Below are 23,627 nucleotides of genomic sequence, written 5' to 3'. Positions count from 1 at the left end.
CCCATCCGTGATAGCGGATCCGAGAGGGAATACCGGACTGAGGTTCGAGAAGTTCTGCAATATCTGGGACTGCGATCTCTCGGGCAAGAGATGGGGTAAATGGGAGATCAATGCCAAGAAAAGGAAGGAATGGTTCGAACAGTTCGCTAAGATCAAAACAGGAGATGCGGATCTGCTGGAAGAGGCTAAGGAACGCCGGGAAAAGCTGATCGAATGCTTCGGTGGATTGAAGATCCTCTTCCAGACAAAGGGGCCCTTTATCACGGGAATCGGGCGGGGATCCCAGGATGGGATCGGATTTGCCTGGCATGCAACCCTGGGGGTTCCCTATCTCCCCGGTTCTTCGATCAAGGGGATGATCCGGGCGTGGGCGGAAGAATGGCAGAACATGAGCCGCGATGAGATCGACCGCCTCTTCGGCCCCAAAGATAGCAGGAATGCGGGTTCGGTGATCGTGCTCGATGCGCTCCCGACACGACGCGTGAAACTGCAGCTGGAGGTGATGACTCCTCACTACAGGGAGTATTATACGAGGGATGAACCTCCTGCAGATTGGCACAGCCCCGTACCCATCCCCTTCCTGGCAGTGAAAGAAGGGCAGGAGTTCCTCTTCGGGCTTCTTCCGAGGGGCGAGAGCAGGGATGATTGCCGGAAGATGGCGGAATATTTGACGCATGCGCTGAAGGATATCGGTGCAGGCGCGAAGACCGCCGTAGGATATGGGCGGTTCCATCCCAAAACCCCGTCTACGAAGGGGAGGGAATGGCTGGAATCCCTCTCGCAGAAGCAGGCGACCACTCCTGAGGAACTGGTTAAAAACAGTCCGAACTACCTCTTCGATAGCTGGACCGCCATCGGGGACAATGAGCTGAAGATTGCCGTGCATGCAGAGATAAAGCGGATCTATGAAGACCTCGGTATATGGGACAATCCACCCACAAAAACACAGAGAAAGGTCGTTCAGGAATACAGAGAGTGGGTGCCGAGATGAAGATCCTTGTCAACCTCATCAGTCAGCAGCATGTACCGAACCTCCTTGTGGTGCATGCAATCAAGCCGGACCGGCTCGTACTGGTCACGACGAAAGCGAAGGAGAAGAATATGGACTATCTCCTCAATGCTCTAGAGACCGGTGGGCTGGATTATAAGAAACGGCACAAACAACTAGTGATCGAGAGAGAGAACAATGCCCGGGAGGTCCGTGAAGGTCTCGAAAGGCTCTATCAGTCGAAGCCGAACGAAGAGTGGATCGTGCACATCAGCGGGGGCACCAAGCCGATGAGCATAGGCGCCTACGAATTTGCGAGGAATCACGGCTTGAGGGCATGGTATGTGTCCGAATGGGACCAGACGATGGCGCTCGATCTCCTGTCAGAGTCGACTCTGTCTCTGGATCATCGCATGAGTGCCAGGGAATTCCTCCAGGGCTACGGATTCGATATAACGAACGGAGGTGTGAAGGAAACGCCGGAGAAGTGGGATCTGGCACTTTACCTGGCCAGTAACTGCCATAACCCCTCCGTACAGAATGTGCTCTCTACGTTGCAGAAGTTGAAGAATGATAAAAAACCTATCGAACTCGACCAACTCTCGAAAGATCTGGATGTCCCCGGCGACCTGCGAACAAGAATGGAGGTGATGTCCAACGTGGAGAGGAAGGGAACGAGAGTCGGTGGAAAGCTGTCGAATAAGGATGTGGAGTTTCTCACCGGTGGCTGGCTCGAATACTTCGTGTTTCAGCTTCTGAAGGCATACGAAGGGAAGGGCATCTGGGATCTCAACTTCCGGATGCATTTGAAAGAAGGAGGGGATACACCGAATAGCATAAACGAATGGGACGTGACGTTCATGCGAGACCAGATGCTCTGTATCGTCGAGTGCAAGACGGGAGAGCAGGAGCATGACCCCAAAGGGAATGATACGCTCTACAAGATCGAGGCTACGAAGTCCCAACTGAGTGCGATCCGGGTATCTACTTTCCTCTGTACAACGTCAAACAATATTCTGGAGACAGAATCTGCAATCAGGAAACATATCAAGAGACGAGCCGAACTCTATAAGTGTGATATCGTGCCCAGGAACGCGATCATGGAATGGGCGACCTGTTGCCTCCAGAGAGATGCTGAGAAGCTGGACAGGTCCATTCGGGAGACGTTCAGAATCCGCGGAGGCAATGGTTCGTGAACCATGTCATCTATGATATTGGCGTCAGAGAGATTATCAAACCCGATGAACCATTGCCTCCCCGACCGAAGATCCCTCGCGGAGCCCTGGTCATCCTCACAGGGCGCGCCCCCATATGGCGGTACGGGATGGCCCTGCACAAACTGCATGGTTCTCCGGCGGGGGCGATAGCGGTATATGATCCCCGATTGGGGGCTGTTGTGGTGGTCAGTCATTGTGATGCGTGGACCGTCGGACAGGTGGTGGACGTCGCTCTCGCTGCAGACGAATAACCCGAACTCGTCATGCGGTCAAGAGCGCCCATTCCGACCCTGTTTCATCCAGGGATTCCGCACTATCCTGGGGGCATCGCCGATTACGGCACCGCTCACCGTCCGGTTCACGGATACGTCCACGGGCAACCCGATCTCGTGGGCCTGGGACTTCGGCGATGGCAATGCTTCACCGGACCAGCATCCCGGGCATACTTGTGGATCGAATGGACCCTATACAACCATGCTCACCGTCAGCGGGAGCGGAGGCGGAATGGATACGGCATCCCGCACGATAGAGGTGATGGCACCCTCAACATAGGAATGACAACGCCATCTTGAACACTGGATGAATTTATTTCACGCTACTGAGCGATGTACCTCTGCTCCCGAATGGCACCACGCTTGCCCACGTGCCCATGGGATCCCATGGTTTGCCCAGACGGCGGGCAAGAGAGCGGAGCCCGTTCTATGTCAGGTTTTGCAATTCCTTCATGTATCACCAACTTCAGATCACGCTTGCCCACATTTTCAGAATCGTAAGACGCTGCAGCACCACCATTCTCCTCTTCTCCCCCCTTATGGTCCGGGAAATCCGGGCAAGAGTCGATCCGACCCCCCCGGAACTCGTTGCACCATTCACAAAATCGGGATTGGGCTCGCCAGCAGCCGCATCGTCTCTTGCCCGCGACGCTTGCCCACCGACCCCAACAGTGGGCAACGTGGGCAACGGTCCCGCACTGCCCGACCGACCCCGGGACTTCACGTCCCTTCTCCCCATGTCTGTTGCATACGGTCCTGCAGCCGTACGGTTTGCCGCCCAGGCGACACGGGATACCCGTATCGAGTACACTGCAGCATCGAACCACCCCCCCCAAAAATCCCGTTCGGTGGTGCTCGCATTCGTTCATACCCCCGGAGAGCGGCGGAATGTGCAGTAACTGTCAGGAATGAGGGAACGCTTCCGCATGGGGTAATCCATGGTTATTACGTGGGAAGAGCATGCAGATACATATATGCCGAATCGGTTCACTGTCATCATCGAGAAAGATGAGGACGATTTTTGCGTTGCGGCGGTTCCTGCACTCCCCGGCTGCCATACACAGGCAAAAAGCCTTGATGAACTGCTGATCCGGATCCGCGAGGCGATCGAACTCTATCTGGATGTCGATATCGATCTCCCGGAACCGGGTCGCTTCGTCGGGGTGCAGGTTATTGAGCTCGAGAGCGGTTAAACCGGGGAGAGTAATGAAAGCGCTTGAGATGCCGGGGTTTGTGGTTGTCCGACAGAAGGGGAGCCATGTCATCCTGAATCATATGGGCGCCTCGCTGTCATCCCCGTTCACGGCGATGAAGAGCTGGGACGTGGAATCCTGCGGGCTATAATGAAAGATGCAAGGATAACCAGGGAAGAGTTCAGGGATATTTTACAGCGAACCTGATCCTTTTTTGGGGATATTTATTGAGCCCTTCCCGCAGAATGATATCCTCGAAGTTTATCCATACGGAGCAGTTCTCGCCGTTCCGATCATGGCTGGGTGGCAGCGACTCGCCATCGCGCGGGCGATCGTGAACATTCCCGACATCCTCTTCGCCGACGAGCCCTGCGCGAACCTGGATACGGAGAACTCGCGAATGGTCCTGGACCTCCTCCGAAAGATCAACCGCGAGCGGGAGCAGACCATCGTGATGGTCTCGCACGAGGACTGTCACACCGCCTACTTCGATCGCGTGGTGCGCCTGAAGGACGGACGACTGGTGAACGGCGCGGCCAGCTGAACCCTGCATGGGGAGGGCAGGAGTGTGAACAGGGATAACCCTGGAATCTGAATCGCTATCGGGCCGGGGATCACGGGCTGCTGTTCGACAGCATCGGGATGTCCCGTGTGCGGCGTCTGGGCTGCCCGGGGCATGCCAGCGGCTCCCTGACCACGATCCCGAGGATTAGGGTGTCATCGCTAACGGTTCATGGGGCCCGAATTGGACGAATGTGTTCCCTGAGGGCAGGAATATCGGCCCGTACGCTCTCCCATGCGATCTCCAGACTCGCGCCGAAGCAGCGGTGGATGAGCCGAGCCCGCATCCGGCTGATCAGCCGCCAGGGCACATCGGGATACTGCTCCTTGAACGCATCCGGAAGATTTTTTGCCGCTTCACCCAGGATCTTGAGGTTCCGGATGACGGCATCCCGGGTCTTTGGGCGACGAACTCTTCGCAGGTCATGCCCGCCGTACGGGAGAGAATGCGGTCGATCGACTCGGCGATATCGTCGCAGCCGGATGTCGGACCGTTCAGGCACACGAGACCTCGCGGATCACACTCTCGCGCAGGAGGGGATTGAGGGTGTCGGGTGTGACCGGGTCGACGGAGGTTCCCGGGTGGTCGGAGAGGAAGCCTTCCCGTTCCATGAAGGGAAGAATCCCACCGGGCGGGAGAACTCGACGAGGACATCGATGTCGCTGGTCTCTTTCTGTTCTCCGCGGGAGACGGATCCGAAAATCCCGATCCGTCTCCCGTGACACCGCGTGCGCAATTCGCCTTTGAGCCCTCGCAGGATGCCGAGCACGTCCTCCCGCGAATGCATACCGGGAATGCCGGCACGGGGGTATTAATGCCTTATCGTTCAGCTGCCAGGCGTCACCCGCGATCCATCGGGAGAGGTCATTCCCATCGATGAGGCGGACAGGAACCGCCGGGATGACCGGGATGCCATCATCTCCAAGTCACCGCGGGCATCGACCACCTCGATTCCGGGCGGCAGAATCGGATCGTACGCGGATTCGCCCGGTACCCGGCATCCGCCCGTCAGGGGATCCTGTTCGATCCGGCGCGGAGATGCCCCGGACGACTTGTCGCTGGACTCCCCCTCGGAGTACAGCAATCGCGGCAGGGGAATAGCCGGCCGATAAAGCGCCTTAAACGGACTTCGGGCATCCACGCTGCGTATGCTGAACGTGTCCTGCGCCGGGGGAGCCGGGCCCGCCTCTTCCCCCTACGGTTTCTTCTTGTAGACGTTCACGCCGACCTTGATCTCTTCCCGCGTCGGCACTGCCTGGTTCCCTTCGGTGGAGGCGATGATGATGGTCTTTCCCGTCGACGACGGTCCGAACTCCTTCGTCAGGTCCACGGTGATCGTCAGGATGTTCCCGTCCACGCGCATCTCGATGTTCTTCACACGCATTCCTCGATCTCTCTATCCAGAAGCAGGAGGATAAGCGTATCGGGAGCCGTTCGGGACGATCCCCCGTGAAGCGGTTCATCGTCCTTATCTGTTCCCGTCTTCCGCCTCTCGACGAGCGATGCCGCCGGATCCCCGGGAGAGCTCGCCAGGCCACCCCGCACGATAGGTATCCGATTCCTCTCCCCGCACCGGAAGAACCGGTCGCCCTCTCGATCCGCTCGCCGCTCTCCGGCAGGGGATCCCGAGAGATGCGGGGGTTTTCGGGAGATCCCGGAAGGAGCCCGAAGATGGCTCGGCAGTTCTCCATGCAGGCATCTCCAGTCCTGTCCCGCCTCCCGGACCGCTCAAGAAAATGCCCCGATGAGGGTCCTGGTGGCACCCCCGGGGGCCCCTGCAAACAGCCCTCACATCGGCTCTTCTGCCGATCCGGGCCCAGATACAAAAAATGACGAATTTCCGAACGTATTGCGAGGGCTATAAAAGGGCATTGCAGCCCCTCAAACAGCATGGGACGATGGACCATCCCCGCTCCGGATCGGCCCTGAGATCGCGGCAGCGGGGCTCCGAAATCGGGGCCGTATTCTGACCCATTTTCGGTATACAGGTCGAAATTGCGCCATTCTATCCGTCCGCCATCCGCAGTACGGGCAACTCCCACCCGCCGTTGCCGCGATATCCCGCTCGAAGTATCCCGTCGATCCCGCCCCGGCGCCCCGTGTCCGGATTCGCGGTGGGGGCCGTCCGCGTATCCCCGCGCCTCCATCGCAGGAGGTTTGCAGAAGCTGCAGAGTCGCGCCGCTGCCGGGCTACGAAGCCCTCGCCGGGTTCCAGAGCCCCACCGCGCCCCGCACCACCCGCTCGCCGCAGAGCGCCGCGGTCCCGAACGCCGGCGGAAACCAGAGCGGGATGCCGAACAGGCTGGGATTGGCATATCGCCACACCCCGGCGGAGACGAAGACGAGTTCGGCCGCCGTTCCCAGCACTGCGACGATCGCGAATACGGAGAGGTCGTACCGGTCGTGCCAGAGGGCGAGGGCGGCGGCCCCGAGCAGCAGCGAGAGCGCGAGAAGGATGGCGTTGTCCCTCCAGAAGAGCACGATACTGGCAGCGAGCAGGGAGAACGCGGCGAAGGCTCTGCCGAGCTCGCGTCCCGGGCGGGCGGTGTACCCCATGGCAGGTATCCCCGGCACCGTTCGCCGCGAAACCACAACAACTTTACCATCGACCGCACAGTGAGCGATCAGGAAGTGTGCCGTGTCTGCCACCGCCCGGACCCTTCGCGCCTGGTTCGCCCTCTCCCGCCCCCCGTTCCACGCGGTGGGCGTGCTCCCCTACGTGCTCGGGGCGGTCGCGGCCCGGGAGATCGCGGGGGTCTTCCGCCCCGACACGTTCGCGATGGGCACGCTCGCCGTCGTGCTCGTGATGCTCGCCGCCTACTACGCCGGCGAGTACTGGGACGTCGCGGAGGACGCCCTCTCCGCTCGGGACGGGGCCCGCCCGTTCTCCGGGGGCTCCCAGGTCGTGCAGCGCGGCCTCCTTCCCCGCCGCGCGCCGCTCGCCGCCGCCCTGGCCAGCGTGCTGCTCGCCCTGGGGGTGAGCCTGATCCTGGCGTTCGGCTGCCGCACCGGCTCCTGGACCGTCCCCTTCGCCATCCTCGGTCTCGTCGGGGGTTTCTTCTACTCCGCCCCGCCGCTGCGCTGGATCGCGCGGGGCTGGGGGGAGGTCTGGATCGCCCTCTGCTACGGCTGGCTGACCGTGGCCTTCGGATATTACCTCCAGGGCGGGGCCATGCCGCCGTTCGTCGGCTGGATGACGGTCCCCATCGGGCTGACCATCTTCAACGTGATCCTGCTCAACGAGTTCCCGGACTATCCGGCCGACCGGGCGGCGGGGAAGGCAAACCTGGCGGTGCGGATGGGGCGGAAGAGGGCGTCGCGCCTCTACGGGCTCGTCAGTCTGTCGGGCGTGATGGCGGTGCTCCTCTCCATCCGCCAGGGAGCGCCCCGCGAGGCGCTGTACATCCACCTCCCCGTCCTCCTCCTCTCGCTGATCCTGGCCGTGCAGGTGCTGCGGGGGCGCTGGCAGGAGCGGGCGGCTCTCGACCGCCTCTGCGCCGGGACCATCGCGGTGAACCTGGGCACGACCGCAGCCTACATCCTGGGATTCTGGGCGGTGGGCCTGCATGGATGAGTGGAGGGCGGAGTGGGGGGAGCGTCCCCGGCGGCAGGTGCTGCCCCTCTGGTGGCCGCCGGGGCTGATCCTGCGGCAGGTGGGAGCCGCGCTGCTGGCGGGCGCGCTCGCCCGCTGGAGGAGGCTGCCGCACTGGATGGCGTGTTACGGGCTGCGGTGCCTCCCCGGGGCCGCCGGCTCCCGGGGCATGGGCTGCATCGGGTTTCCCTCCCACCCGGTCTGGGAGATGACCGCCGCCTGCAACCTCCGCTGCGTCCACTGCCACCTCTCGGCGGGAAGGCGGGCGGGCGGCGAGCTGACGACGGACGAGGGAAAACGCCTCCTCCGCGACCTGGCCGGGGTGCCGGAGTTCCGCATGATGGCCTTCACGGGCGGGGAGCCGCTGCTCCGCCCCGACCTCTTCGAGCTCCTGGCCTATGCCCGGGCCCTCGGGTTCGCGAACACCCTGGCGACCAACGCCACCCTGGTGGACGACGCCGTCGCCCGCCGCCTGCGGCGGAACGGCGTGGCGATCGCGGCGGTGAGCCTGGACGGGCCCGACGCGGCGACCCACGACCGCGTGCGGGGGGTGCCCGGCTCCTTCGAGGCCGCCGTGCGGGGCATGCGGGCGCTGCGGGAGGCGGGGATCCTGCTGCACATCAACATCACGGCGATGGAGTACAACATGGGGCAGATGGACCGCCTGATGGCGCTCGTCGACGAACTGGGGGCGGCGATCCTGCTGATGTACCAGCTGGTCCCCGTGGGAAGGGGGCAGGAGATCCGCAGCGCTGCGCTCGACCTCGGCGCCAACGAACGGCTGATCCGCTGCATGGCCCGGGCGCAGGCGTCTTCGGGGGCGATCCTGGAACCGGTCGCCGGCCCCCAGTACTGGCCCTTCCTGCTGGAGCGGGGCGGGATCCGCGGCGGACTCCCCCTGCGGTTCGCCGAGACGGTCTTCCACGGCTGCTCGGCGGGGCGGGGGTTCGTCTACATCAAGCCGGACGGCGAGGTCTGGCCCTGCCCCTTCCTGGAGGCGAGCTGCGGCAACGTGCGCACGACCCCGTTCCCCGAGATCTGGGCGGACGCTCCCGTCTTCCGTGACCTCCGCGAACGCGAGACGCTGCTTTCCGGGCGCTGCGGGGAGTGCCGCTACCGCACGCTCTGCGGCGGGTGCCGCGGGAGAGTGCACGCGCTCACGGGGGACTACCTGGCCGAAGACCCTTCCTGCTTCATCCGCGGCGGGGTGCCCCGGGGCTGAGAATCCCCGCCCTGCCGGAGAGGGTGAGAGCGGGATCGCAGGGCGAGGGGTCGACCCCGGCAGCCTTCTCTCTTCTCGAAAAGGAGATGCGGGCAGGCGATACGCCTTCCCGATCGCCAGGATCCCCTCCGCCATGACCCGATCCATCACCTTGGACCTCGGGACGCCCGGACGGCCTGTTCTCCAGTCCCCCAATGGATGCCAGATGACCTCTATCTCCAGAGGCGGGGGAGGAGCCTTCCTGTGTGGTGCATGTAGACGCGGTAGTCCTCGCCGAACTCCTCGAGCAGCATCTCCTCCTCGCGCCCGACCCGCACCAGGTAGAGGGGGAGGAACGTCAGGAACATGGCAGGTCCTGCGATCCAGTTCTGGAGGAGGAGGGGCTGGGCTATCGCCCACAGCCAGTGGGCGGCGTACATGGGGTGGCGGATGTACCGGTAGACACCCCGGGTGACAAGTCTGTGGTGTTCTACAAGGAGGAGGACCGGCGTCCAGCAGGCCCCGAGATCGGCATGCGACCTCCACAGGAGGATCAGGGCGGCGGCAAAGATTGCCGCGCCCGTCCCCCCGCTCCAGCCGGGCAGGGAGTAATCCGCAAAATCCAGCCAGGGCGTGAGGATGTAGAGGAGCGGGATGAGGACCATGCCGAGCAGCGGGAGGTTCAGGAGGGCTCTGTCCAGCCGGGTCTCGCGGCGGACGGCGATGCGCCTCTTTCTGGCCCGCCGCGTGTAGTAGATCCGGATCGCGGATCCCGCGATCAGGCCGATCAGGTAAACGGCCTGAAGAGCGCGGTCAGCCATGCATCAACTCCGGCAGACAGTATATCGCCTCCCGCGTATAAGCCTTGCAGCAACCGCATTCCACGGAGTCTCGTCCTCGAAGCGGCCGTTCGGAGGGCGAGTCCGGGTGCCGGCAGGACGGGCGCCAGCGCAGAAGGCGTTCGGTATGTGCCCATGCCAGCCAGTGCGGGAAGGACGGCATGACCGTCCCCTTGCGTGCATGGCAGCGGCTGCTGCGAGGGACACCCAAGTCCGAATCCTCTCCTTTGCCATCCTGACTGTTTAAATCCCGGGATGCATGCGCACCTGTCCAGCCCCGCTGTGCCCATTCAGAAACGTGCCGGCAAGCAGCCGGCAGAGATGATTGCTCCTGGCAAGATGCAGATCCGTATCCGCCATGATGCGCTCCCGCTCGATGCCCGGGAGATCCCGCACCCAGTCCTCGATGAGAGCTTCCGTCAGTTCCAGGTGAAACTGCAGACCGATCGCGCTCCCGATGGAGAACGCCTGGTTCTGCACCTGTTCGCCGCTGCAGAGGAGGGTGCCGCCGGGCGGCACCTCGAACGTCTCTCCGTGCAGCTGGAATACCTTGAATTTCCCGGGAAAGCCCGGGAATGCCCCCTCGCTCGCCTTCCTCACCGTGCGCCATCCGATCTCCTCCCTGCACCCGAAGACCCGGCCGCCCAGCGCCGAGGCGATGAGCTGGGCCCCGAGGCAGATTCCGAGCACCGGACTCCCTTTCGCAATGGCACTACGGATGCATGCCTTCTCCTCTGCGAGGTACGGGTACTCCCGCTCGTCGTTCACGCTCATCGGGCCGCCCATGAAGAGGAGGTGCGTGGCGTCGAGCGGGGGCACCTCTCCGCTCTCGTAGAGCCGGATGTACTCAAAGGGGACCCCCTTCTCCTGGAGCAGTGCATCGAAGATGCCGCCCGGCTCGTTCTCTGCATGCTGGAAGATGGCGACGTGCATGGCAGAACAACTCCGTAGCTTGTACGAGGCGTGCGAGGCTTAAATGTAGCCAAACTATCCGCTCTGAAGAAAAGCCCTCCGGCGCATTTATACCCGTTCCACAGATATTCTATCGATGATCCGGTTCTCCCCTCCCCGTGGCCCGTTCCGGGCCTCCCCCTCCCCTCCCCGAGGGGGGAGGGGAATAGTGCGATAGGCCTGTGTGGGATTGCGAATACCGATGGAAGCCTCTCTATCGTACGAAAGTGTGAGAGGGGTCTCGCCCCCTCCCCTGAGAACGCCAGAAAGCCGTCAACCTCGATCAGGATCTCGACAGAGCCAGATTATCCACCCTCTATCGGGCACGTGCACATTACAGGTATGGATAGGGATGCTCGCGGATAAGGTGGACCAAGAGGTGTCCTTTCCTTCATCTTCTGTCAATAGGAGGGGCGGTTTCTCCATCGAGCGTCCAGCCTTTACTTTTGAAGAAAAAATTATCGGCACGGCCCTGGATTCCGTGAGCCCGATTCCAGCGCAGTCCAACGATAGCGGCCCGGATCGAACCGATCGCCATGAGGAGCGATTTTCAAAGGGGAATTCAACGCGCAGCACATTCGCCTGATAAATCCGGATCATCAGGGAGATCGCTGTTCGAGGCGTCGGATTCTCCAAGAAGCCAGCGCCAGGTGCTCTGGTGCCGGATGCCCGGTATCGGGGCCGCCCCCACGCCTCCGGAGGCGGTGAGAATGAGAGCGTCAATTTTCCCGAACTCTTTCATCGCAGCGGCAAGCCCCTGTATCTCTCTCTCTTTCGTCTTCACGGCATCCAGCGTCCACGCCACCTGGACGAGCAGTCGGGGCCTCGCATCGCTGACGACGGCGAAATCGACTTCTTTTCCCTCGCCCTTCCAGTAGAACACATTTTCAGGACCGTACCTTCGGAAGAGCTCCATGGCAACGGCATTCTCCGCCATCCTCCCCGCATTCTCCGAGAAACGCAGGGCGGCGGCGTTGGCAAGGCCCGTATCGACACAGTACGCCTTTCTCGGATACTGCATCCGTTCCTTTGCCTTGTACGAGAAGATGGGCACGAACACGAAGAGGAGGCTCTCCGGGAAGTATGCCAGAAATCCGTTCACAGTCGTGGGAGAGAGCGCCGTGCCGGCGGCCCTGAGGGCCCGGGAGAGCTCCTGCACGCTTACCGGTGCGGGGATGCTCTGGAATTGGAGGACTGCCGCGGCTTTCAGCGCCTGGATGCGCCGCAGCCCGTACCGGGCGCCAATATCCCTCGTTACGATGGAATCGAAGAGGTCTTTTAAGAACTCCCTGCGCATCTGCAGCCGATCCGTACAGACCGCCGTCGGGAATCCCCCGAATTCCAGGTACTCGGAGAAGCGCTGCGTCAGTTCCTTCTCCCGGATGTCGAGGTTCTCGATCCTGACCTGTCTGAACGTCAGGAACTCCCGGAAACTGAGTGGATAGACCCTCACCTCGATGTACCGCCCGGTCAGCACGGTGGCCAGCTCCTGCTGCACGATCCTGGACGACGATCCCGTGACCACGATCTTCGCAGGCTCCGATCGCTCGAGCATCATTCGCACCCACTTCTCCCAGCCAGGGATGTTCTGGACCTCATCCAGGACGATGTAGCAGGGGTCCCCCGGGTTGAGGTAGTGACGGTACGTCTCATAAAGATCGTCCAGGAGCCGAACGGAGAGGGCAGGCTGCAGGAACGGCTCCTCGAGGTTGACGTAGAGCGTCTGCTCCCGCGACGATCCCGAAGCCACCAATGCCGAGAGAAGTTGCCGGCAGATGAAGGTCTTTCCGGCTCGCCGGACCCCCGGTGACGCATGTGATGATGCCAGGCACGGCGAGTGTCCCACGGATCGTGTCTACGTAGGCGTCACGGGGGATGCCCGTTGCCACGTCCCCTCTCCATAGATTGTACGGACCGACGATCTCGAGATACCCGGGACGTATCATACGGTCTAGTCCACAGGTTACAGATAGAAATCATACACCAAGGTGTATAAAACAGGGATCCGTTCTCGTCCACGACCTTCCATCCCGCCGCCCGGTCCCCATGGGAAGGAAGCCCGCGTACCTGGGCGGGGGTATTCTCTCCCCTTCGGGCAGGGATTCTTATAGGTTCCCGCTGAGGGTACCTGCATGCAGATGCGGATCGGAGGCCAGGAGCTGGCCTCATCCAGCGGGGCCTGGATCCCGGTCGTCAATCCCGCAACCGGCGAAGCGGTGGACCGGGTGCCCCAGGGGACGGAAGAGGACGTGGATGCCGCGGTGGACGCCGCGGAAGAGGCATTTCCGGGCTGGTCCGCGCGGACCGTCCGCGAGCGGGGGAAGGTGCTCCTGCGGGCGGCTGCGATGATCCGGGAAGAGCACAAAGACCTCGCCCGCCTGCTCACCCGCGAGCAGGGGAAACCGATCGGCGAATCCGTCGACGAGCTACGCGGCCTGGCCAACATCCTGGAGTTCTACGGCGGCATCTCCGCAGCCGTGCACGGCGACCTGCTGCATCTCGGGGGATCGAGCGACGCGGTGGTGATTCACGAGCCGATCGGGATCTGCGGGGCGATCATCCCCTGGAACATGCCCGCGATCATCATGGGCTGGAAGGTCGCGCCGGCGCTCCTCGCCGGGAACGCGATGATCTTCAAGCCCGCCTCCGAGGCGCCGCTCACCGTGCTCCGTCTGGCGGCGATCCTGGAGCGGGGCGGTCTCCCCCCCGGCGTGCTGAACGTCGTGACGGGGAGGGGCGGCGTGGTCGGGGAGGCGATCGTCCGCCACCCCGCGATCCGCCGCATCTCGTTCACCGGGGATACCGCCACGGGACACCGCATCCGCGAGCTCGCCGCATCGAGCCTGAAGGAGGTCTCCCTGGAGCTCGGCGGCTCCGACCCGATGGTTGTCTGGCGGGACGCCGACCTGGACGCCGCCGTGGCCGGCGCCGTCCGCGGCCGCTTCTACAACGCCGGGCAGACCTGCACCGCGGTGAAGCGCCTCTACCTCCACGAAGAGATCGCCGGTGCGTTCGTGAAGAAGCTGCAGGCGCGTGTGGAGGGGCTGACGGTGGGCAGCGGGCTCGACCCCTCCGTCGACATGGGCCCGCTCGTCAGCATGGCGCAGCGGGAGCGGGTGAGCCGGGCCGTGGAGGAGGTGCGGGAGAGCAGGAAGGGCGCGATCCTCGCCGGCGGGCGGGCGCCGCCCGGGGCGGAGTACGACGCCGGCTCCTTCTACCTGCCGACCCTCATCCGGGACCCCCCGCCCGGCTCCGCCGTGCTGGAGGACGAGATCTTCGGGCCCGTCCTGCCCGTCATGGCGGTGGCGGACCTAGACGACGCGCTCGAGCAGGCGAACGGCACCCGCTACGGCCTCGGGGCGTCGGTCTGGACGCGGGACCTGCATGTGGCCCGGGAGTTCTTCTCGCAGGTGCAGGCCGGCATCGTCTGGGTGAACCGCCACCTGACCGTGCTGCCCGAAGTCCCGTTTGGCGGCGTGAAGGAGAGCGGCACCGGGCGGGAGAACGGCATCCAGGCCTATTTCAACTGGACGCGCACAAAGAGCGTCTTCGTCGACTGGTAAACACCAGAGGGCGTGAAATTTCTCCAGCTTCGCGACGAGGCGTCCCCGTAACCTTCACCCAGGAGCGCCGCTCTCTCGGGGCAGCATGTGGACAATATCTGCCCGGAAGGATACCCAGGCCTCCATGTCCGTGTCGAGTTCACGCGCCGCCGCCGAGCGGGCGGTCAGCAGCACGGTGAGGGGAAATCCCCCGCAATTCACCTCCACGCGAACGTAAGGGGCGATCGATTCAATGCGGGTGATGGTGCAGGAGAAGACGTTCATATCAGAACCGCCAGCTGGCTCCTGACGCCGGACATCGATGTCCTCGCCCCGTATGAGGATATCGACCTCCGTTGCCCCGGCAGGCAGAGTCGATGTGGATAGGATCCTCTGCCCTTCCACCTCCACCACGGTGTGACTCCCGTCCCTCGAAAGAATGGGGCCGGAGAGGATGTTTTCTATCCCCACGAATCTGGCAATCGCACGGGACTTCGGTGTCTGGAAGATCTCCTGGGGGGAGCCGGTCTGTACGAGAGTTCCGCCGATCATCACGCCGATTCGGTTGGACAGGCGCTGCCCCTGGAGCATGTCGTGAGTGTTCATCACCACCGTCATCCCGTCCTCCCGGTTCAGGCGGCGCACGATCTTCTCGATAGTGGCCGTGGAGGTCGGGTCGAGGTTGGCCGTGGGTTCATCCAGGAAGAGGATCTCCGGTTGGGTGACGAGAACCCTTGATAACGCCACCCGCTGCTGCTCGCCCCCGGATAGATCCCGGGCCCGGCTCTTGATGTACTGCGAAAGTCCGACAGAATCCAGCGCCGCCTTCACCCTCCGTTCGATCTCCGCCCTGTTCAGCCTGCGGTACTGCAGGCCCAGGGCAATGTTCTGGTAGACGTTCGTGTTGAACACGATCGGCTTCTGGAAGAGCATGCCCATCCGCCGGCGCAGCTCCAGCCAGCGATGCTCTTCCTCCCGAGTATTCACCCCGAACACCCTGAGATCCCCGGAGGTCGGGGGCTCGATCAGGTCGAGGATGCGCAGGAGGGTGCTCTTCCCCGATCCGCTCGGGCCGATGATCCCGAGAATCTCTCCCTTCCGAACGGTGAGGTTGACGCCCTTCAGTATATTTTGTTCGCCGTAGACCTTGGAGATCTCCCGTGCGGTGATCAGTTCGTTCATCGCTGTTGCACCAGGTTCAGGACCAGGTTCACGATCAGGGCCACGCCCAGGAGGATGATCCCGAGCGCGATCGACAGGGTGAAGTTCCCCATCGAGGTATTGAGGGCGATCGCCGTGGTGAGCACGCGGGTGAACCCGCGGATGTTGCCGCCGACCAGCAGCACGGTCCCCACTTCCGCGATGGCCCGCCCAAACCCGATCAGGACGGCGGTGAAGATTGCAAACCGAGCCTCACGCAAAATCGTGAGGATTGATTGGTACAGGCTTGCTCCCATGGAGATGATGGTGTAGCGCATTTCCCGCTCGATATTGCTCATGGCAGCGACGGTGAGGCCGGTGATCAGGGGAATTATCAGGAGCGTCTGGGCCACGATCATTCCACCGGGCGTGAAGAGGAGACCCAGGAAACCGAACGGACCGGTTCTCGAGAGGAGGAGGAAGGCGACGAGTCCGATGATCACCGTGGGCATCGCATACAATGTCTGGAGAGTGTTGATCACGGCCCTTTTTCCCCGGAACTCACGGAAGTAGATGAGCGCCCCGAGCGGGAGGGCGATTAAGGAAGCAAAGAAGGTGGCGGTGAGGGAGACGTAGAGCGACCGGATCGTGATCTCGATCACCGTCGGATCGAGGGTCACGATCAGCCGGATGGCTTCGACGATCCCCTCAATGATCTCGTTCTCGGTGACCTGCAGCAGCATCACCCGCTCCCCCCGCACACAGCCTATCCCTCCCCATCCCACCCGTACACGCGATCAGGAGACCGACCCGGAGCAGGTGCAGTTGAACTGCTGGCACTCCGGCTCGTAGAGTGGCGTGAATAACGACTGGTTGAACTCCGCCTGGCCGAATTCGCCGACCAGCTGCTTGCCCTCGTCCGAGATGAGCCAGTTGATGAAGCCGTTCGCTGCCTCGACGTTCGCATCCGGGCACTGCTCCGGGTTGACCGCCATCACGCTGTAGCGGTTCAGGAGCTCCGGCCCCTGTCCCACGAGCGTCACCAGATCCAGATTCCGCTGGAGCGAGAGATACGTCCCCTCGTCCGAGAGCGTGTAGCCGTTCCGCTCGTTGGCCTGGACCAGTGTCTCGCCCATGCCCTGGCCGGTCTCGAAGTACCAGTTCGATCCCTGGATATCGGTGGCGTAGTTGTAGCCGGCCGCTTCCCAGAGCAGTCGCTCGGCCGTATGCGTGCCGGAGTTGTCACCGCGGGAGACGAAGGCGACGCCCGGAGTTCCGTTCTCGCCCGCCTCGAAGATCGCCTGGAACGCCTCTACCGGCTCCGTCCCGTTGATCCCCGCCGGATCGTTCTCGGGCCCGACGATGATGAAGTAGTTGTAGGCGAAGCAGCGGTGGTTGATGCCGAAGCCATCGGCGATGAACTGCTCCTCCAGCGACGGCGCGTGCACGAGCACCAGGTCGACGTCGCAGCGCCGGGCGGTCTCCAGGGACTGGCCCGTGCCCTGGGCGATGATCTGCATGTCGACACCCGTCATGCCCTCGTAGGTTTCCTCAATCTCGGCGAGGAGACCTGTGGCATCCAGGCTCGTCGTGGTCGCGATCCGCAGGACGCCCCCGGGGCCGGCCGTCGGCGTCGGGGTTGCGTTATCGACGTTCGTGAGATCTTCAACGGTGCAGCCCGCACTGAAGGCGAGGAGGACCGCTATCAGAGCGATCCCGGCAGTTGAAATCAGGTTTCTGTGTCTCATAACGATTCATCGAGAGAATCGCGATTCTATTAATACGTTTCCTCCAGCACGTCAACCAGATTTCTTTAACAAACACGGAATTCCTGCATTTACGTGGTCTAATTCGGATAGAAAGATATCCCGCACCTATCGGGAATTTTACGTCAATTCTCTCCATCCGGCCCTGATCCGTCAACGCCATGTCCAAACGGGTCTGAGCGTTGCGGATCAGCTCCATGGAGGTTTAAAAGATGTCGGCAGCACCCGCCCGTGCGAGGTCGTGGACAGGTATCGAGCTGCTATCTCCCACCGGTCCTGATGGCGATCGAGCAGGGGGTCCTTATTGCCGTTTCTTCGTTATGTACGTGATTCCATAGGCCAGGATCAGCCCGGCGATGAACGCCACGGTGATCCCCAGGATCAGTGCGAGCACCGCGATGGTCACGGTGACGAGAAGCGACTCCGTCTTCCGGCCGTGCCGACCGAGCTCCAGGGCGACGAAGATGAGCAGGGCGCCGAATACCCCAACGGGGATGATCGCCACTGCTTCCGGACTTGAGAAGAGGAGGGCGAAGAGGAGGATCAGCCCCGCATAGATGTTGGCGCCCCCCGTACGTGCACCGAAGCGGTACTGGGCGGCGAGACCTCCGGCCCCGTGGCACATCGGGAATCCGCCCAGTGGCGCAGAGACGATGTTCATCAGGCCGATCGTCCTCGAGAGGCGATCCGGCTCCACATTGCGGCGAAAGAGATCGCTCGCCAGGAGGGCGGTGGCCAGGATTGAATTCACGATGGTAAGGGGGATCTGGGGGACCGCGAGATCCCACAGGCCGCTCGTGAGATCCGCCAGGGTCGGGAGGACAAGCCCCGGGAAGAGGTCGAACCGGAACTCCGGCAGCCCGTGGATGTAGATCCCCGCCGCCACCCCGAGGAGAACGACGATCAGCGCCGAGACGTCGGGCACTCCCGTGCGGCGGGACAGCAGGAAGAATGTGGCAACGATCCCGAGCGCGATCAGGAAGAAGAGGGGATCTGCCCCGATGAATCCCAGAGAGGTGCGAAGCAGCAGCAGGGCGAGTCCGAGCTGGATCCCGCGGACGACCGCATCGGGGATTAATTCACGGAGCGCCCCCATTACCCGGAAGTATCCCAGCGCATAGAAGAGGACCCCGAGCAGGATGCCGGATGCGGCCACGACTCTGGCGCCGACCCCCTCGGCGATCACGACCACCCCGATCGCCTTCATCGGCTCGATCGGGATGGGCAGGCGGTAGTACCAGCCGGTAAGGATGAACCAGATGCCGAAGAAGAGGAATACGGGTGCAAGCGGGATGTCCGTGACCGCCGCCACCCCGAAGACGATGGGGAGGATCGTGCCGAAGTCGCCGACCGAGCCTGCCAGCTCGCTCAGGTTGAAGCGGATCGGTAGATCGTCCCCATCGGGGTCCTTGGAACGCACGCGGTCTCCCACGCACTAGTCTGCTCTCTTTAAACCTATATACCTCTTCTTACATCGAGCCGAAGTAAAACAGGCTGCCTTAACCGTATGCCATCCGTGGCGGATGGTAGGTTCTCACTTTGAATCCTGCCAAAGAACGTGCAGCGGCGATCCTGCATCTCTGCATCGATAAGAAAAAGAGCGGGGATTACGCTTCCTTCATCTTGCCCCGCTCTTCCTCCGGTATCGGCTCCAGGTAGACGATCTCCGCCCCCACGTCCTTGGCGATATTCTCGAGTTCGGTCTTTCGGAAGTGCGCTGCCTCAATCTTCAAGTGCGATTCGCGGGCACCTTCTTCGCTCGTCACCGCGACCACGCGGAAGCGGGGCTCCTTGACGCCGGTTCCGATCTTAATCCTCTCTCGCGCATAGATCTTCATCGGTCTCACATCCATTGCACGATAGCACACAATACACCCAGACATATATATACGTTTATCCTGAAGAATTATCCAGAGTTGATTTGGCCATGGCTGAACGGCATGAAATCGAATCAAAACTCCGCGGCGAGACCCTGGTGCGGAAGGGGCTGATGCGGCGAACCGCTGGAATTCCCCAGATACGGCTAATCCCGGATCTCAACGTTATCAAGATCGGGGGATACGGGATGATGGATTACGGGAAAGAGGTGATCTTTCCCCTTGTCGAGGAGTTCGGGGAGCTCTCCAAGCGCCACAAGATCCTGGTAGTGACCGGCGGCGGCGGGCGGGTACGGCATATCATGGACATCGGGATCGATCTCGGCATGCCCACCGGGGTGCTCGCCGAGCTGGCATCCAAGATCAGCGAGCAGAACGCTATCATGATGCAGATCCTGCTCTCGAAGTACAACGGGGTCCGCATCCATACCTCGGATCTTCTGGAGCTGCCCATGCTCCTCTCGCTCGGGATGCTGCCCGTCATCCATGGTACTCCGCCCTACGGCCTCTACGAGCAGCCGGCGCGGGTGGGGTCGATCCCGCCGCACCGCACCGATACCGGTGCCGTCCTGATCGCCGAGGTGCTCGGGGCGAAGAACTGCATCCTCGCCAAGAACGTGGACGGCCTCTATACAGAGGATCCCCGCGTGAACCCGGACGCCGAGTTCATCCCCGAGATCCGGGCCGAGGAGCTGCTGCAGAGGAACCCGGAGGACGTCGTGCTCGAGCAGAAAGCGATCGAACTCCTCCTCTCCACCAAGCACGTGAAGGAGATCAAGGTGGTGAACGGCCACGTGCCGGGAAACATCACAAAGGCGGTCGAAGGCGAACGGGTGGGCACGATTATCCGGGCCTGACACCTGTCATGAGGACAGGGCTCTTTAATTCGATTAAAATTGAGGAAGATGGGGGGATCCCCCTGATACCCTTCCACCTGTCTGTCCGAGGTCTTCATGACCGCAATCCATGAGGTTTATCCATGGAGGATAGGGAGGTACGGCCCGCCTCCTGTATGGTTGCATGGCGAGCAACCATCAGAGTATAGGCGCCAATATTAATTTAACTTTTCGTATTGGTAAAGTATAATATATTAACAACCGATGCGACCTGCAATCTGGCGAAGCCGATACAGAATTTCACAGTATCACCGCCAATCGGATATCGCTCTGGCGCCCGGAATGCATGTGGAGGGATTTCCAGCCGGAATGTTAATGTATTCACTTTAACCCCAGCAGGAACTGCTATCTGCACCCGCTGCATACGCTATACAAAGCCCTCCTCATCAAGGAGTTACCGCACATGACTGTATACCTCGGCATCGATGATACCGACATTCCTTCGTCACGGGGCACCGGCCGCCTCGCACGCCAGATCGCAGCTACGCTCTCCAGAGACTACACAATTCTTGGTGTGACCCGGCACCAGCTCTACGTCCACCCCTCGATACCCTATACCTCACACAATAGCTCCGCCGTACTGCACTTGGGCGGAGATTTGGCAGATGATTCCTGCGAAGGGATCTTTCAGCAGGCCCGGGAACTGCTGCTGGCCGAATACATCGAGGGGAGCGATCCCGGGCTTGCGGTCGCGCGGGCCGACGCTCTACCCCCGGAAGTTCTGGCCTTCGGGCGGGCGGCCAAGACGCAGGTTCTGACGCAGAAGTCCGCCCTCGAGCTCGCGGATGCATGCGGCGTTCTCCTCGAAGGACTCGCCGGCAGCCGGGACGGCGTCATCGGGGCACTGGCCGGGATCGGGCTGGCTGCATCCCGGAACGACGGGCGGTTCATTGTCCGGCAACGGACCCGAGACCTGCAGGGAACCCAGACCGTTGCGGCCCTCCTGGAGGGCGGGGTCGACCGGGTCATGACCCAGGCCGGGGAGCGGATCTCGGAGGGGGCCGTTCACCTGAAGAAGTTTCCCAAGCCGGCCCTCGTGGACGGTCAGGCGGTGCTCTACGTCGAGCCCTGGAACGGGGGATACCGCGACCTCGTCGTGGGCTAACCCCGTTCTGTCGGGATACCCGAGGCCTGCATTCCCGCAGGGCTCCTATACCTCCCGCTACTCGAGCCAGGGGATCACCCGGGCTGCACGCGGGCTGAAGGATGCCGTGACGCCCGCCCCAGGAGAGAGGGTGGACTCCGCCGCCGGCACCTCGGCGGCGAGGGGGAACCCGCAGTCCAGCCGCACCCGCGTTCGGGAGCCCAGGGGGACGATCTCGCGAATCACACCTTCCAGAGTGTTCGATATACCATTACTGCCCGATGCGGACAGCCGGACGTCCGCCGCTCGGATGCAGACGGCGGCGGCGTCTCCGGGAGAGGTCTCCCGCGCGATCCCCCGCACCTCGATGCCGTCCACATCTACGCTGCACTCCCCCCCGCTACAGGCAAGCACCGTTGATATCAAAATATTCTCGTAGCCCAGGAACCGGGCCACCGCCGGGTTCCCGGGCCAGCCGAAGACGTCGGCGACCGCGCCCGACTGGACCACCCGCCCGTCCATCACGATCGCGGCCCGGTCTGCCAGAGCGAGGGCCTCCTCGCGGGAATGGGTGACGTGGACGATGGTGAGCCCCCGATCGCGGTGGAGCGCCCGCAGGTCCGACATGAGCCGCTCCCGCGTGGGGGGATCCAGGGCGGCGAGAGGCTCGTCGAGGAGCAGGATCTCGGGATCGACGGCGAGCGCCCGGGCGATCGCCACCCGCTGCTGCTCCCCGCCGGAGAGGGAGGCGGGGTATCGCTCCCGAAACGCCGCCAGCCCGAACTGATCGATGAGCCCCTGCACCCGCTGCCGGATCTCCTCTGCAGGAAGGTTCTGCATCCGCAGCCCGAAGGCGATGTTCCTCTCCACCGTCATGTGGGGGAAGAGGGAGTAGTCCTGGTAGACGAGCGCGATGCGGCGTTTCTCCGGCGGGAGGTGAGTCACGTCCCGGTCCCGCACGCGGATCCTTCCCCGCGCCGGGGTGTGAAGGCCGGCGATGCACTCGAGGAGAACCGTCTTGCCAGCACCCGAGGGGCCCAGGATCGCCCAGTACTCCCCGCGCCCCATGCGTAGGTTCACTTCTTTCAACTCGAACCCCACCAGATCTAGAGAGAAGCCCTCAAACTCGATCATGGTACCGCCCGATGTAGCGCGTCATGTGCCGGAGAAGGAAGAAGATGCAGAGCGAGACCACGATCACCATAAAAGCGATGCTCCGGCTCTCGGCGAGCCCGCCGGTGGTGAAACGGTAGTAGATGAGCGTGGAGACGACCAGGGGGTAGTATGCGATCATGACGACGGCGGCGAACTCCCCGGCCGCACGCCCCCAGGCGAGCGCGGAACCGCTGTAGATGTGCCGCAGGGTCAGGGGGAGGGTCACGTGCAGGAACGCTCCGAAGCGCGTGGCCCCGAGCGTCCTCGCGACGTTCTCCAGGTGGAGGGGGACCTTCTCGAACCCCTCCCGCGCGGTGTTGACGTAGTAGGGGGAGGCGACGAAGAGCATCGCCGCCACGATCCCCGGGAAGGCATCCTCGAAGGCCAGCCCCACCTCCTGGAGCGGCGCCCCCAACCAGCCCCGGGACATGAAGAGGATGTAGACCATGAGCCCCGCCACGGTGTGGGGGAGGATGAGGGGCATGTCCACGATGCTCTCCAGGATCCCCTTCCAGCCGCTCTGCCCGCGGGCGAGGAGGTAGGCGAGCGGGGTCCCGAGGACGATCAGGACGGCGACGGCGCAGAACCCCGCGGCGAACGTGATCAGGATCGAGTCCAGGACGCCGCTGTCCGCTGCCACCTCCGTCAGGTGGCGGATGTCCTGAAGCTCCGGCAGCGCGATCGCGGCCAGGGCCAGGACCGTGATCGCGACGAGCAGCCCGCCGACGATCGAGAACGCCAGGGTGCAGCGGTCGATCCGCCCCGTCCGGCGGAAGAGCGGCTCGCCGACCGCCCGCCACCGCAACGGACCCCGCAGATCCCCGAAGCTACTCCCTTTCCGGCGGCGCTCTTCCTGCATCCCTCCCCCCCAGCCTCTGCGGCGTCGCCGCTCCGGCGGACAGCCCATCCAGCCGCTGTGCATCCACCCAGCCGTCCCGGGTGGACGCGCGGTTGTCGAACGCCTTCACGAAGGGCTTGATGTCCAGGAGCGGGGTGGAATCGAGCATGTCTGCCCCCCTGAACTCGATGACGCCGTTCTGGATCTCCACCAGCCGCACCGTGGAGATGCCAATGGGGTTCGGCCGACGGTAGTATCGGACGGCGAAGATGCCCCGACTCTTCGATCCGTCCAGAAACGGCCGCTCCCGCAGGCTGAAGCCATGCGCCCGGTGGAAGTGGTAGATGAGGATGATGTGGGAGAATCCTTCGAGATCCTCCAGCCCCTCCACGTACTCGGGGAATATCTCCGCCCGCCCCGGCACATCGCTGAATGCCGCCTGGATGGGGGTTTCGCTCCCCTTCTGGAACGGTGTGCGGAGGATGCCGATGGGGGTATAACAGATCTGCTCCAT

Annotated in this window: 23 protein-coding genes and 2 pseudogenes; 11 read left to right on the top strand and 14 right to left on the bottom strand. The window is 62.8% G+C overall.

Features of this window, described 5'->3' with window-relative positions:
* Nucleotides 1-7 precede the first annotated feature (7 nt).
* From cmr6 to QMC96_04745, 6 genes and pseudogenes are all read left to right on the top strand, one after another.
* Nucleotides 8-991 (top strand): type III-B CRISPR module RAMP protein Cmr6, encoded by a 984-nt coding sequence (gene cmr6 / locus QMC96_04770; protein MDI6876068.1) that lies wholly within the window; start codon nucleotides 8-10, stop codon nucleotides 989-991.
* On the top strand, nucleotides 988-2,184 hold the full coding sequence (locus QMC96_04765; GenBank protein ID MDI6876067.1) for a DUF1887 family CARF protein: 1,197 nt from the start codon (nucleotides 988-990) through the stop codon (nucleotides 2,182-2,184). The genes cmr6 and QMC96_04765 overlap by 4 nt, the downstream gene beginning before the upstream one ends.
* Nucleotides 2,185-2,403: 219 nt before the next feature.
* The gene (locus QMC96_04760) at nucleotides 2,404-2,757 is read left to right on the top strand and encodes a PKD domain-containing protein (protein MDI6876066.1); all 354 of its coding nucleotides are present in this window, start codon (nucleotides 2,404-2,406) and stop codon (nucleotides 2,755-2,757) included.
* A 694-nt stretch (nucleotides 2,758-3,451) separates the two neighbouring features.
* Nucleotides 3,452-3,670, top strand: coding sequence for a type II toxin-antitoxin system HicB family antitoxin (locus QMC96_04755; protein MDI6876065.1), 219 nt, complete (start codon nucleotides 3,452-3,454; stop codon nucleotides 3,668-3,670).
* 13 nt (nucleotides 3,671-3,683) lie between these two features.
* Entirely contained in the window at nucleotides 3,684-3,821 is a 138-nt protein-coding gene (locus QMC96_04750) for a type II toxin-antitoxin system HicA family toxin (GenBank protein ID MDI6876064.1), read from the top strand.
* Between the two features lie 156 nt (nucleotides 3,822-3,977).
* Nucleotides 3,978-4,214: pseudogene (locus tag QMC96_04745) on the top strand (ABC transporter ATP-binding protein).
* Between the two features lie 700 nt (nucleotides 4,215-4,914).
* Here the strand turns inward: QMC96_04745 and QMC96_04740 are convergent.
* The 3 genes and pseudogenes from QMC96_04740 to QMC96_04730 all read right to left on the bottom strand — a co-directional run bounded on the left by QMC96_04740 (nucleotide 4,915) and on the right by QMC96_04730 (nucleotide 6,881).
* Nucleotides 4,915-5,019, bottom strand: a pseudogene (locus tag QMC96_04740) (DNA polymerase III subunit beta).
* Nucleotides 5,020-5,427: 408 nt separating this feature from the next.
* Nucleotides 5,428-5,616 (bottom strand): hypothetical protein, encoded by a 189-nt coding sequence (locus QMC96_04735; GenBank protein MDI6876063.1) that lies wholly within the window; start codon nucleotides 5,614-5,616, stop codon nucleotides 5,428-5,430.
* Between the two features lie 806 nt (nucleotides 5,617-6,422).
* Nucleotides 6,423-6,881: a hypothetical protein gene (locus tag QMC96_04730; protein ID MDI6876062.1), complete on the bottom strand. Its 459-nt coding sequence runs from the start codon at nucleotides 6,879-6,881 to the stop codon at nucleotides 6,423-6,425.
* On the opposite strand from QMC96_04730, the gene QMC96_04725 reads away from it, so the two are divergent.
* Entirely contained in the window at nucleotides 6,871-7,806 is a 936-nt protein-coding gene (locus QMC96_04725; GenBank protein MDI6876061.1) for a prenyltransferase, read from the top strand. The genes QMC96_04730 and QMC96_04725 overlap by 11 nt on opposite strands.
* Entirely contained in the window at nucleotides 7,799-9,046 is a 1,248-nt protein-coding gene (locus QMC96_04720; protein ID MDI6876060.1) for a radical SAM protein, read from the top strand. Before QMC96_04725 ends, QMC96_04720 begins: the two co-directional genes overlap by 8 nt.
* Before the next feature lie 212 nt (nucleotides 9,047-9,258).
* Here the strand turns inward: QMC96_04720 and QMC96_04715 are convergent, their stop codons facing one another.
* The 3 genes from QMC96_04715 to QMC96_04705 form a co-directional block, all read right to left on the bottom strand.
* On the bottom strand, nucleotides 9,259-9,846 hold the full coding sequence (locus QMC96_04715) for a protein-S-isoprenylcysteine O-methyltransferase (GenBank protein ID MDI6876059.1): 588 nt from the start codon (nucleotides 9,844-9,846) through the stop codon (nucleotides 9,259-9,261).
* A 261-nt stretch (nucleotides 9,847-10,107) separates the two neighbouring features.
* A complete protein-coding gene (locus QMC96_04710) occupies nucleotides 10,108-10,797 on the bottom strand; it encodes a type 1 glutamine amidotransferase (GenBank protein ID MDI6876058.1) in 690 nt (229 codons plus the stop codon).
* Between the two features lie 580 nt (nucleotides 10,798-11,377).
* Entirely contained in the window at nucleotides 11,378-12,661 is a 1,284-nt protein-coding gene (locus tag QMC96_04705) for an ATP-binding protein (GenBank protein MDI6876057.1), read from the bottom strand.
* Between the two features lie 286 nt (nucleotides 12,662-12,947).
* Between QMC96_04705 and QMC96_04700 the strand changes: the two genes are divergently transcribed.
* Nucleotides 12,948-14,378: an aldehyde dehydrogenase family protein gene (locus QMC96_04700; protein ID MDI6876056.1), complete on the top strand. Its 1,431-nt coding sequence runs from the start codon at nucleotides 12,948-12,950 to the stop codon at nucleotides 14,376-14,378.
* A gap of 54 nt (nucleotides 14,379-14,432) precedes the next feature.
* On the opposite strand, the gene QMC96_04695 is transcribed toward QMC96_04700, so the two are convergent.
* From QMC96_04695 to QMC96_04675, 5 genes are all read right to left on the bottom strand, one after another.
* Entirely contained in the window at nucleotides 14,433-15,539 is a 1,107-nt protein-coding gene (locus QMC96_04695; GenBank protein MDI6876055.1) for an ABC transporter ATP-binding protein, read from the bottom strand.
* Entirely contained in the window at nucleotides 15,536-16,240 is a 705-nt protein-coding gene (locus QMC96_04690) for an ABC transporter permease (protein MDI6876054.1), read from the bottom strand. Before QMC96_04690 ends, QMC96_04695 begins: the two co-directional genes overlap by 4 nt.
* Before the next feature lie 54 nt (nucleotides 16,241-16,294).
* On the bottom strand, nucleotides 16,295-17,245 hold the full coding sequence (locus QMC96_04685; protein MDI6876053.1) for a substrate-binding domain-containing protein: 951 nt from the start codon (nucleotides 17,243-17,245) through the stop codon (nucleotides 16,295-16,297).
* A 319-nt stretch (nucleotides 17,246-17,564) separates the two neighbouring features.
* Entirely contained in the window at nucleotides 17,565-18,695 is a 1,131-nt protein-coding gene (locus QMC96_04680; GenBank protein ID MDI6876052.1) for a putative sulfate/molybdate transporter, read from the bottom strand.
* Nucleotides 18,696-18,870: 175 nt separating this feature from the next.
* Nucleotides 18,871-19,101: a hypothetical protein gene (locus QMC96_04675; protein MDI6876051.1), complete on the bottom strand. Its 231-nt coding sequence runs from the start codon at nucleotides 19,099-19,101 to the stop codon at nucleotides 18,871-18,873.
* Nucleotides 19,102-19,190: 89 nt separating this feature from the next.
* On the opposite strand from QMC96_04675, the gene QMC96_04670 reads away from it, so the two are divergent.
* Together QMC96_04670 and QMC96_04665 are read left to right on the top strand one after the other, a co-directional pair.
* Nucleotides 19,191-19,997 (top strand): uridylate kinase, encoded by an 807-nt coding sequence (locus tag QMC96_04670; GenBank protein ID MDI6876050.1) that lies wholly within the window; start codon nucleotides 19,191-19,193, stop codon nucleotides 19,995-19,997.
* Nucleotides 19,998-20,439: 442 nt separating this feature from the next.
* Nucleotides 20,440-21,141, top strand: a complete 702-nt coding sequence (locus QMC96_04665) for an ABC transporter substrate-binding protein (protein MDI6876049.1) — start codon at nucleotides 20,440-20,442, stop codon at nucleotides 21,139-21,141.
* 57 nt (nucleotides 21,142-21,198) lie between these two features.
* On the opposite strand, the gene QMC96_04660 is transcribed toward QMC96_04665, so the two are convergent.
* Genes QMC96_04660 through tsaA form a run of 3 tightly spaced genes read right to left on the bottom strand, consistent with a single transcriptional unit; the run spans nucleotide 21,199 to nucleotide 23,627 of the window.
* Nucleotides 21,199-22,254: an ABC transporter ATP-binding protein gene (locus QMC96_04660; protein MDI6876048.1), complete on the bottom strand. Its 1,056-nt coding sequence runs from the start codon at nucleotides 22,252-22,254 to the stop codon at nucleotides 21,199-21,201.
* Nucleotides 22,241-23,134, bottom strand: a complete 894-nt coding sequence (locus QMC96_04655) for an ABC transporter permease (GenBank protein MDI6876047.1) — start codon at nucleotides 23,132-23,134, stop codon at nucleotides 22,241-22,243. The genes QMC96_04660 and QMC96_04655 overlap by 14 nt, the downstream gene beginning before the upstream one ends.
* Complete coding sequence (gene tsaA / locus QMC96_04650; GenBank protein ID MDI6876046.1) at nucleotides 23,103-23,627, bottom strand: tRNA (N6-threonylcarbamoyladenosine(37)-N6)-methyltransferase TrmO; 525 nt, start codon at nucleotides 23,625-23,627, stop codon at nucleotides 23,103-23,105. Before tsaA ends, QMC96_04655 begins: the two co-directional genes overlap by 32 nt.

The organism is Methanomicrobiales archaeon, from assembly GCA_030019205.1.
Classification (GTDB): domain Archaea; phylum Halobacteriota; class Methanomicrobia; order Methanomicrobiales; family JACTUA01; genus JASEFH01.
Note: the sequence above shows the minus strand (reverse complement) of the source record. Positions and strands in the feature narration are given on the sequence as shown.

What these genes read in the sequence shown, in the direction of transcription:
- QMC96_04765 (MDI6876067.1), top strand. Translation starts at nt 988, where the DNA reads ATGAAGATCCTTGTCAACCTCATCAGTCAGCAGCATGTACCGAACCTC.
- QMC96_04760 (MDI6876066.1), top strand. Translation starts at nt 2,404, where the DNA reads ATGCGTGGACCGTCGGACAGGTGGTGGACGTCGCTCTCGCTGCAGACG.
- QMC96_04755 (MDI6876065.1), top strand. Translation starts at nt 3,452, where the DNA reads ATGCCGAATCGGTTCACTGTCATCATCGAGAAAGATGAGGACGATTTT.
- QMC96_04750 (MDI6876064.1), top strand. Translation starts at nt 3,684, where the DNA reads ATGAAAGCGCTTGAGATGCCGGGGTTTGTGGTTGTCCGACAGAAGGGG.
- QMC96_04735 (MDI6876063.1), bottom strand. Translation starts at nt 5,616, where the DNA reads ATGCGTGTGAAGAACATCGAGATGCGCGTGGACGGGAACATCCTGACG.
- QMC96_04720 (MDI6876060.1), top strand. Translation starts at nt 7,799, where the DNA reads ATGGATGAGTGGAGGGCGGAGTGGGGGGAGCGTCCCCGGCGGCAGGTG.
- QMC96_04715 (MDI6876059.1), bottom strand. Translation starts at nt 9,846, where the DNA reads ATGGCTGACCGCGCTCTTCAGGCCGTTTACCTGATCGGCCTGATCGCG.
- QMC96_04710 (MDI6876058.1), bottom strand. Translation starts at nt 10,797, where the DNA reads ATGCACGTCGCCATCTTCCAGCATGCAGAGAACGAGCCGGGCGGCATC.
- QMC96_04700 (MDI6876056.1), top strand. Translation starts at nt 12,948, where the DNA reads ATGCAGATGCGGATCGGAGGCCAGGAGCTGGCCTCATCCAGCGGGGCC.
- QMC96_04695 (MDI6876055.1), bottom strand. Translation starts at nt 15,539, where the DNA reads ATGAACGAACTGATCACCGCACGGGAGATCTCCAAGGTCTACGGCGAA.
- QMC96_04690 (MDI6876054.1), bottom strand. Translation starts at nt 16,240, where the DNA reads ATGCTGCTGCAGGTCACCGAGAACGAGATCATTGAGGGGATCGTCGAA.
- QMC96_04685 (MDI6876053.1), bottom strand. Translation starts at nt 17,245, where the DNA reads ATGAGACACAGAAACCTGATTTCAACTGCCGGGATCGCTCTGATAGCG.
- QMC96_04675 (MDI6876051.1), bottom strand. Translation starts at nt 19,101, where the DNA reads ATGAAGATCTATGCGCGAGAGAGGATTAAGATCGGAACCGGCGTCAAG.
- QMC96_04670 (MDI6876050.1), top strand. Translation starts at nt 19,191, where the DNA reads ATGGCTGAACGGCATGAAATCGAATCAAAACTCCGCGGCGAGACCCTG.
- QMC96_04665 (MDI6876049.1), top strand. Translation starts at nt 20,440, where the DNA reads ATGACTGTATACCTCGGCATCGATGATACCGACATTCCTTCGTCACGG.
- QMC96_04660 (MDI6876048.1), bottom strand. Translation starts at nt 22,254, where the DNA reads ATGATCGAGTTTGAGGGCTTCTCTCTAGATCTGGTGGGGTTCGAGTTG.
- QMC96_04655 (MDI6876047.1), bottom strand. Translation starts at nt 23,134, where the DNA reads ATGCAGGAAGAGCGCCGCCGGAAAGGGAGTAGCTTCGGGGATCTGCGG.
- tsaA (MDI6876046.1), bottom strand. Translation starts at nt 23,627, where the DNA reads ATGGAGCAGATCTGTTATACCCCCATCGGCATCCTCCGCACACCGTTC.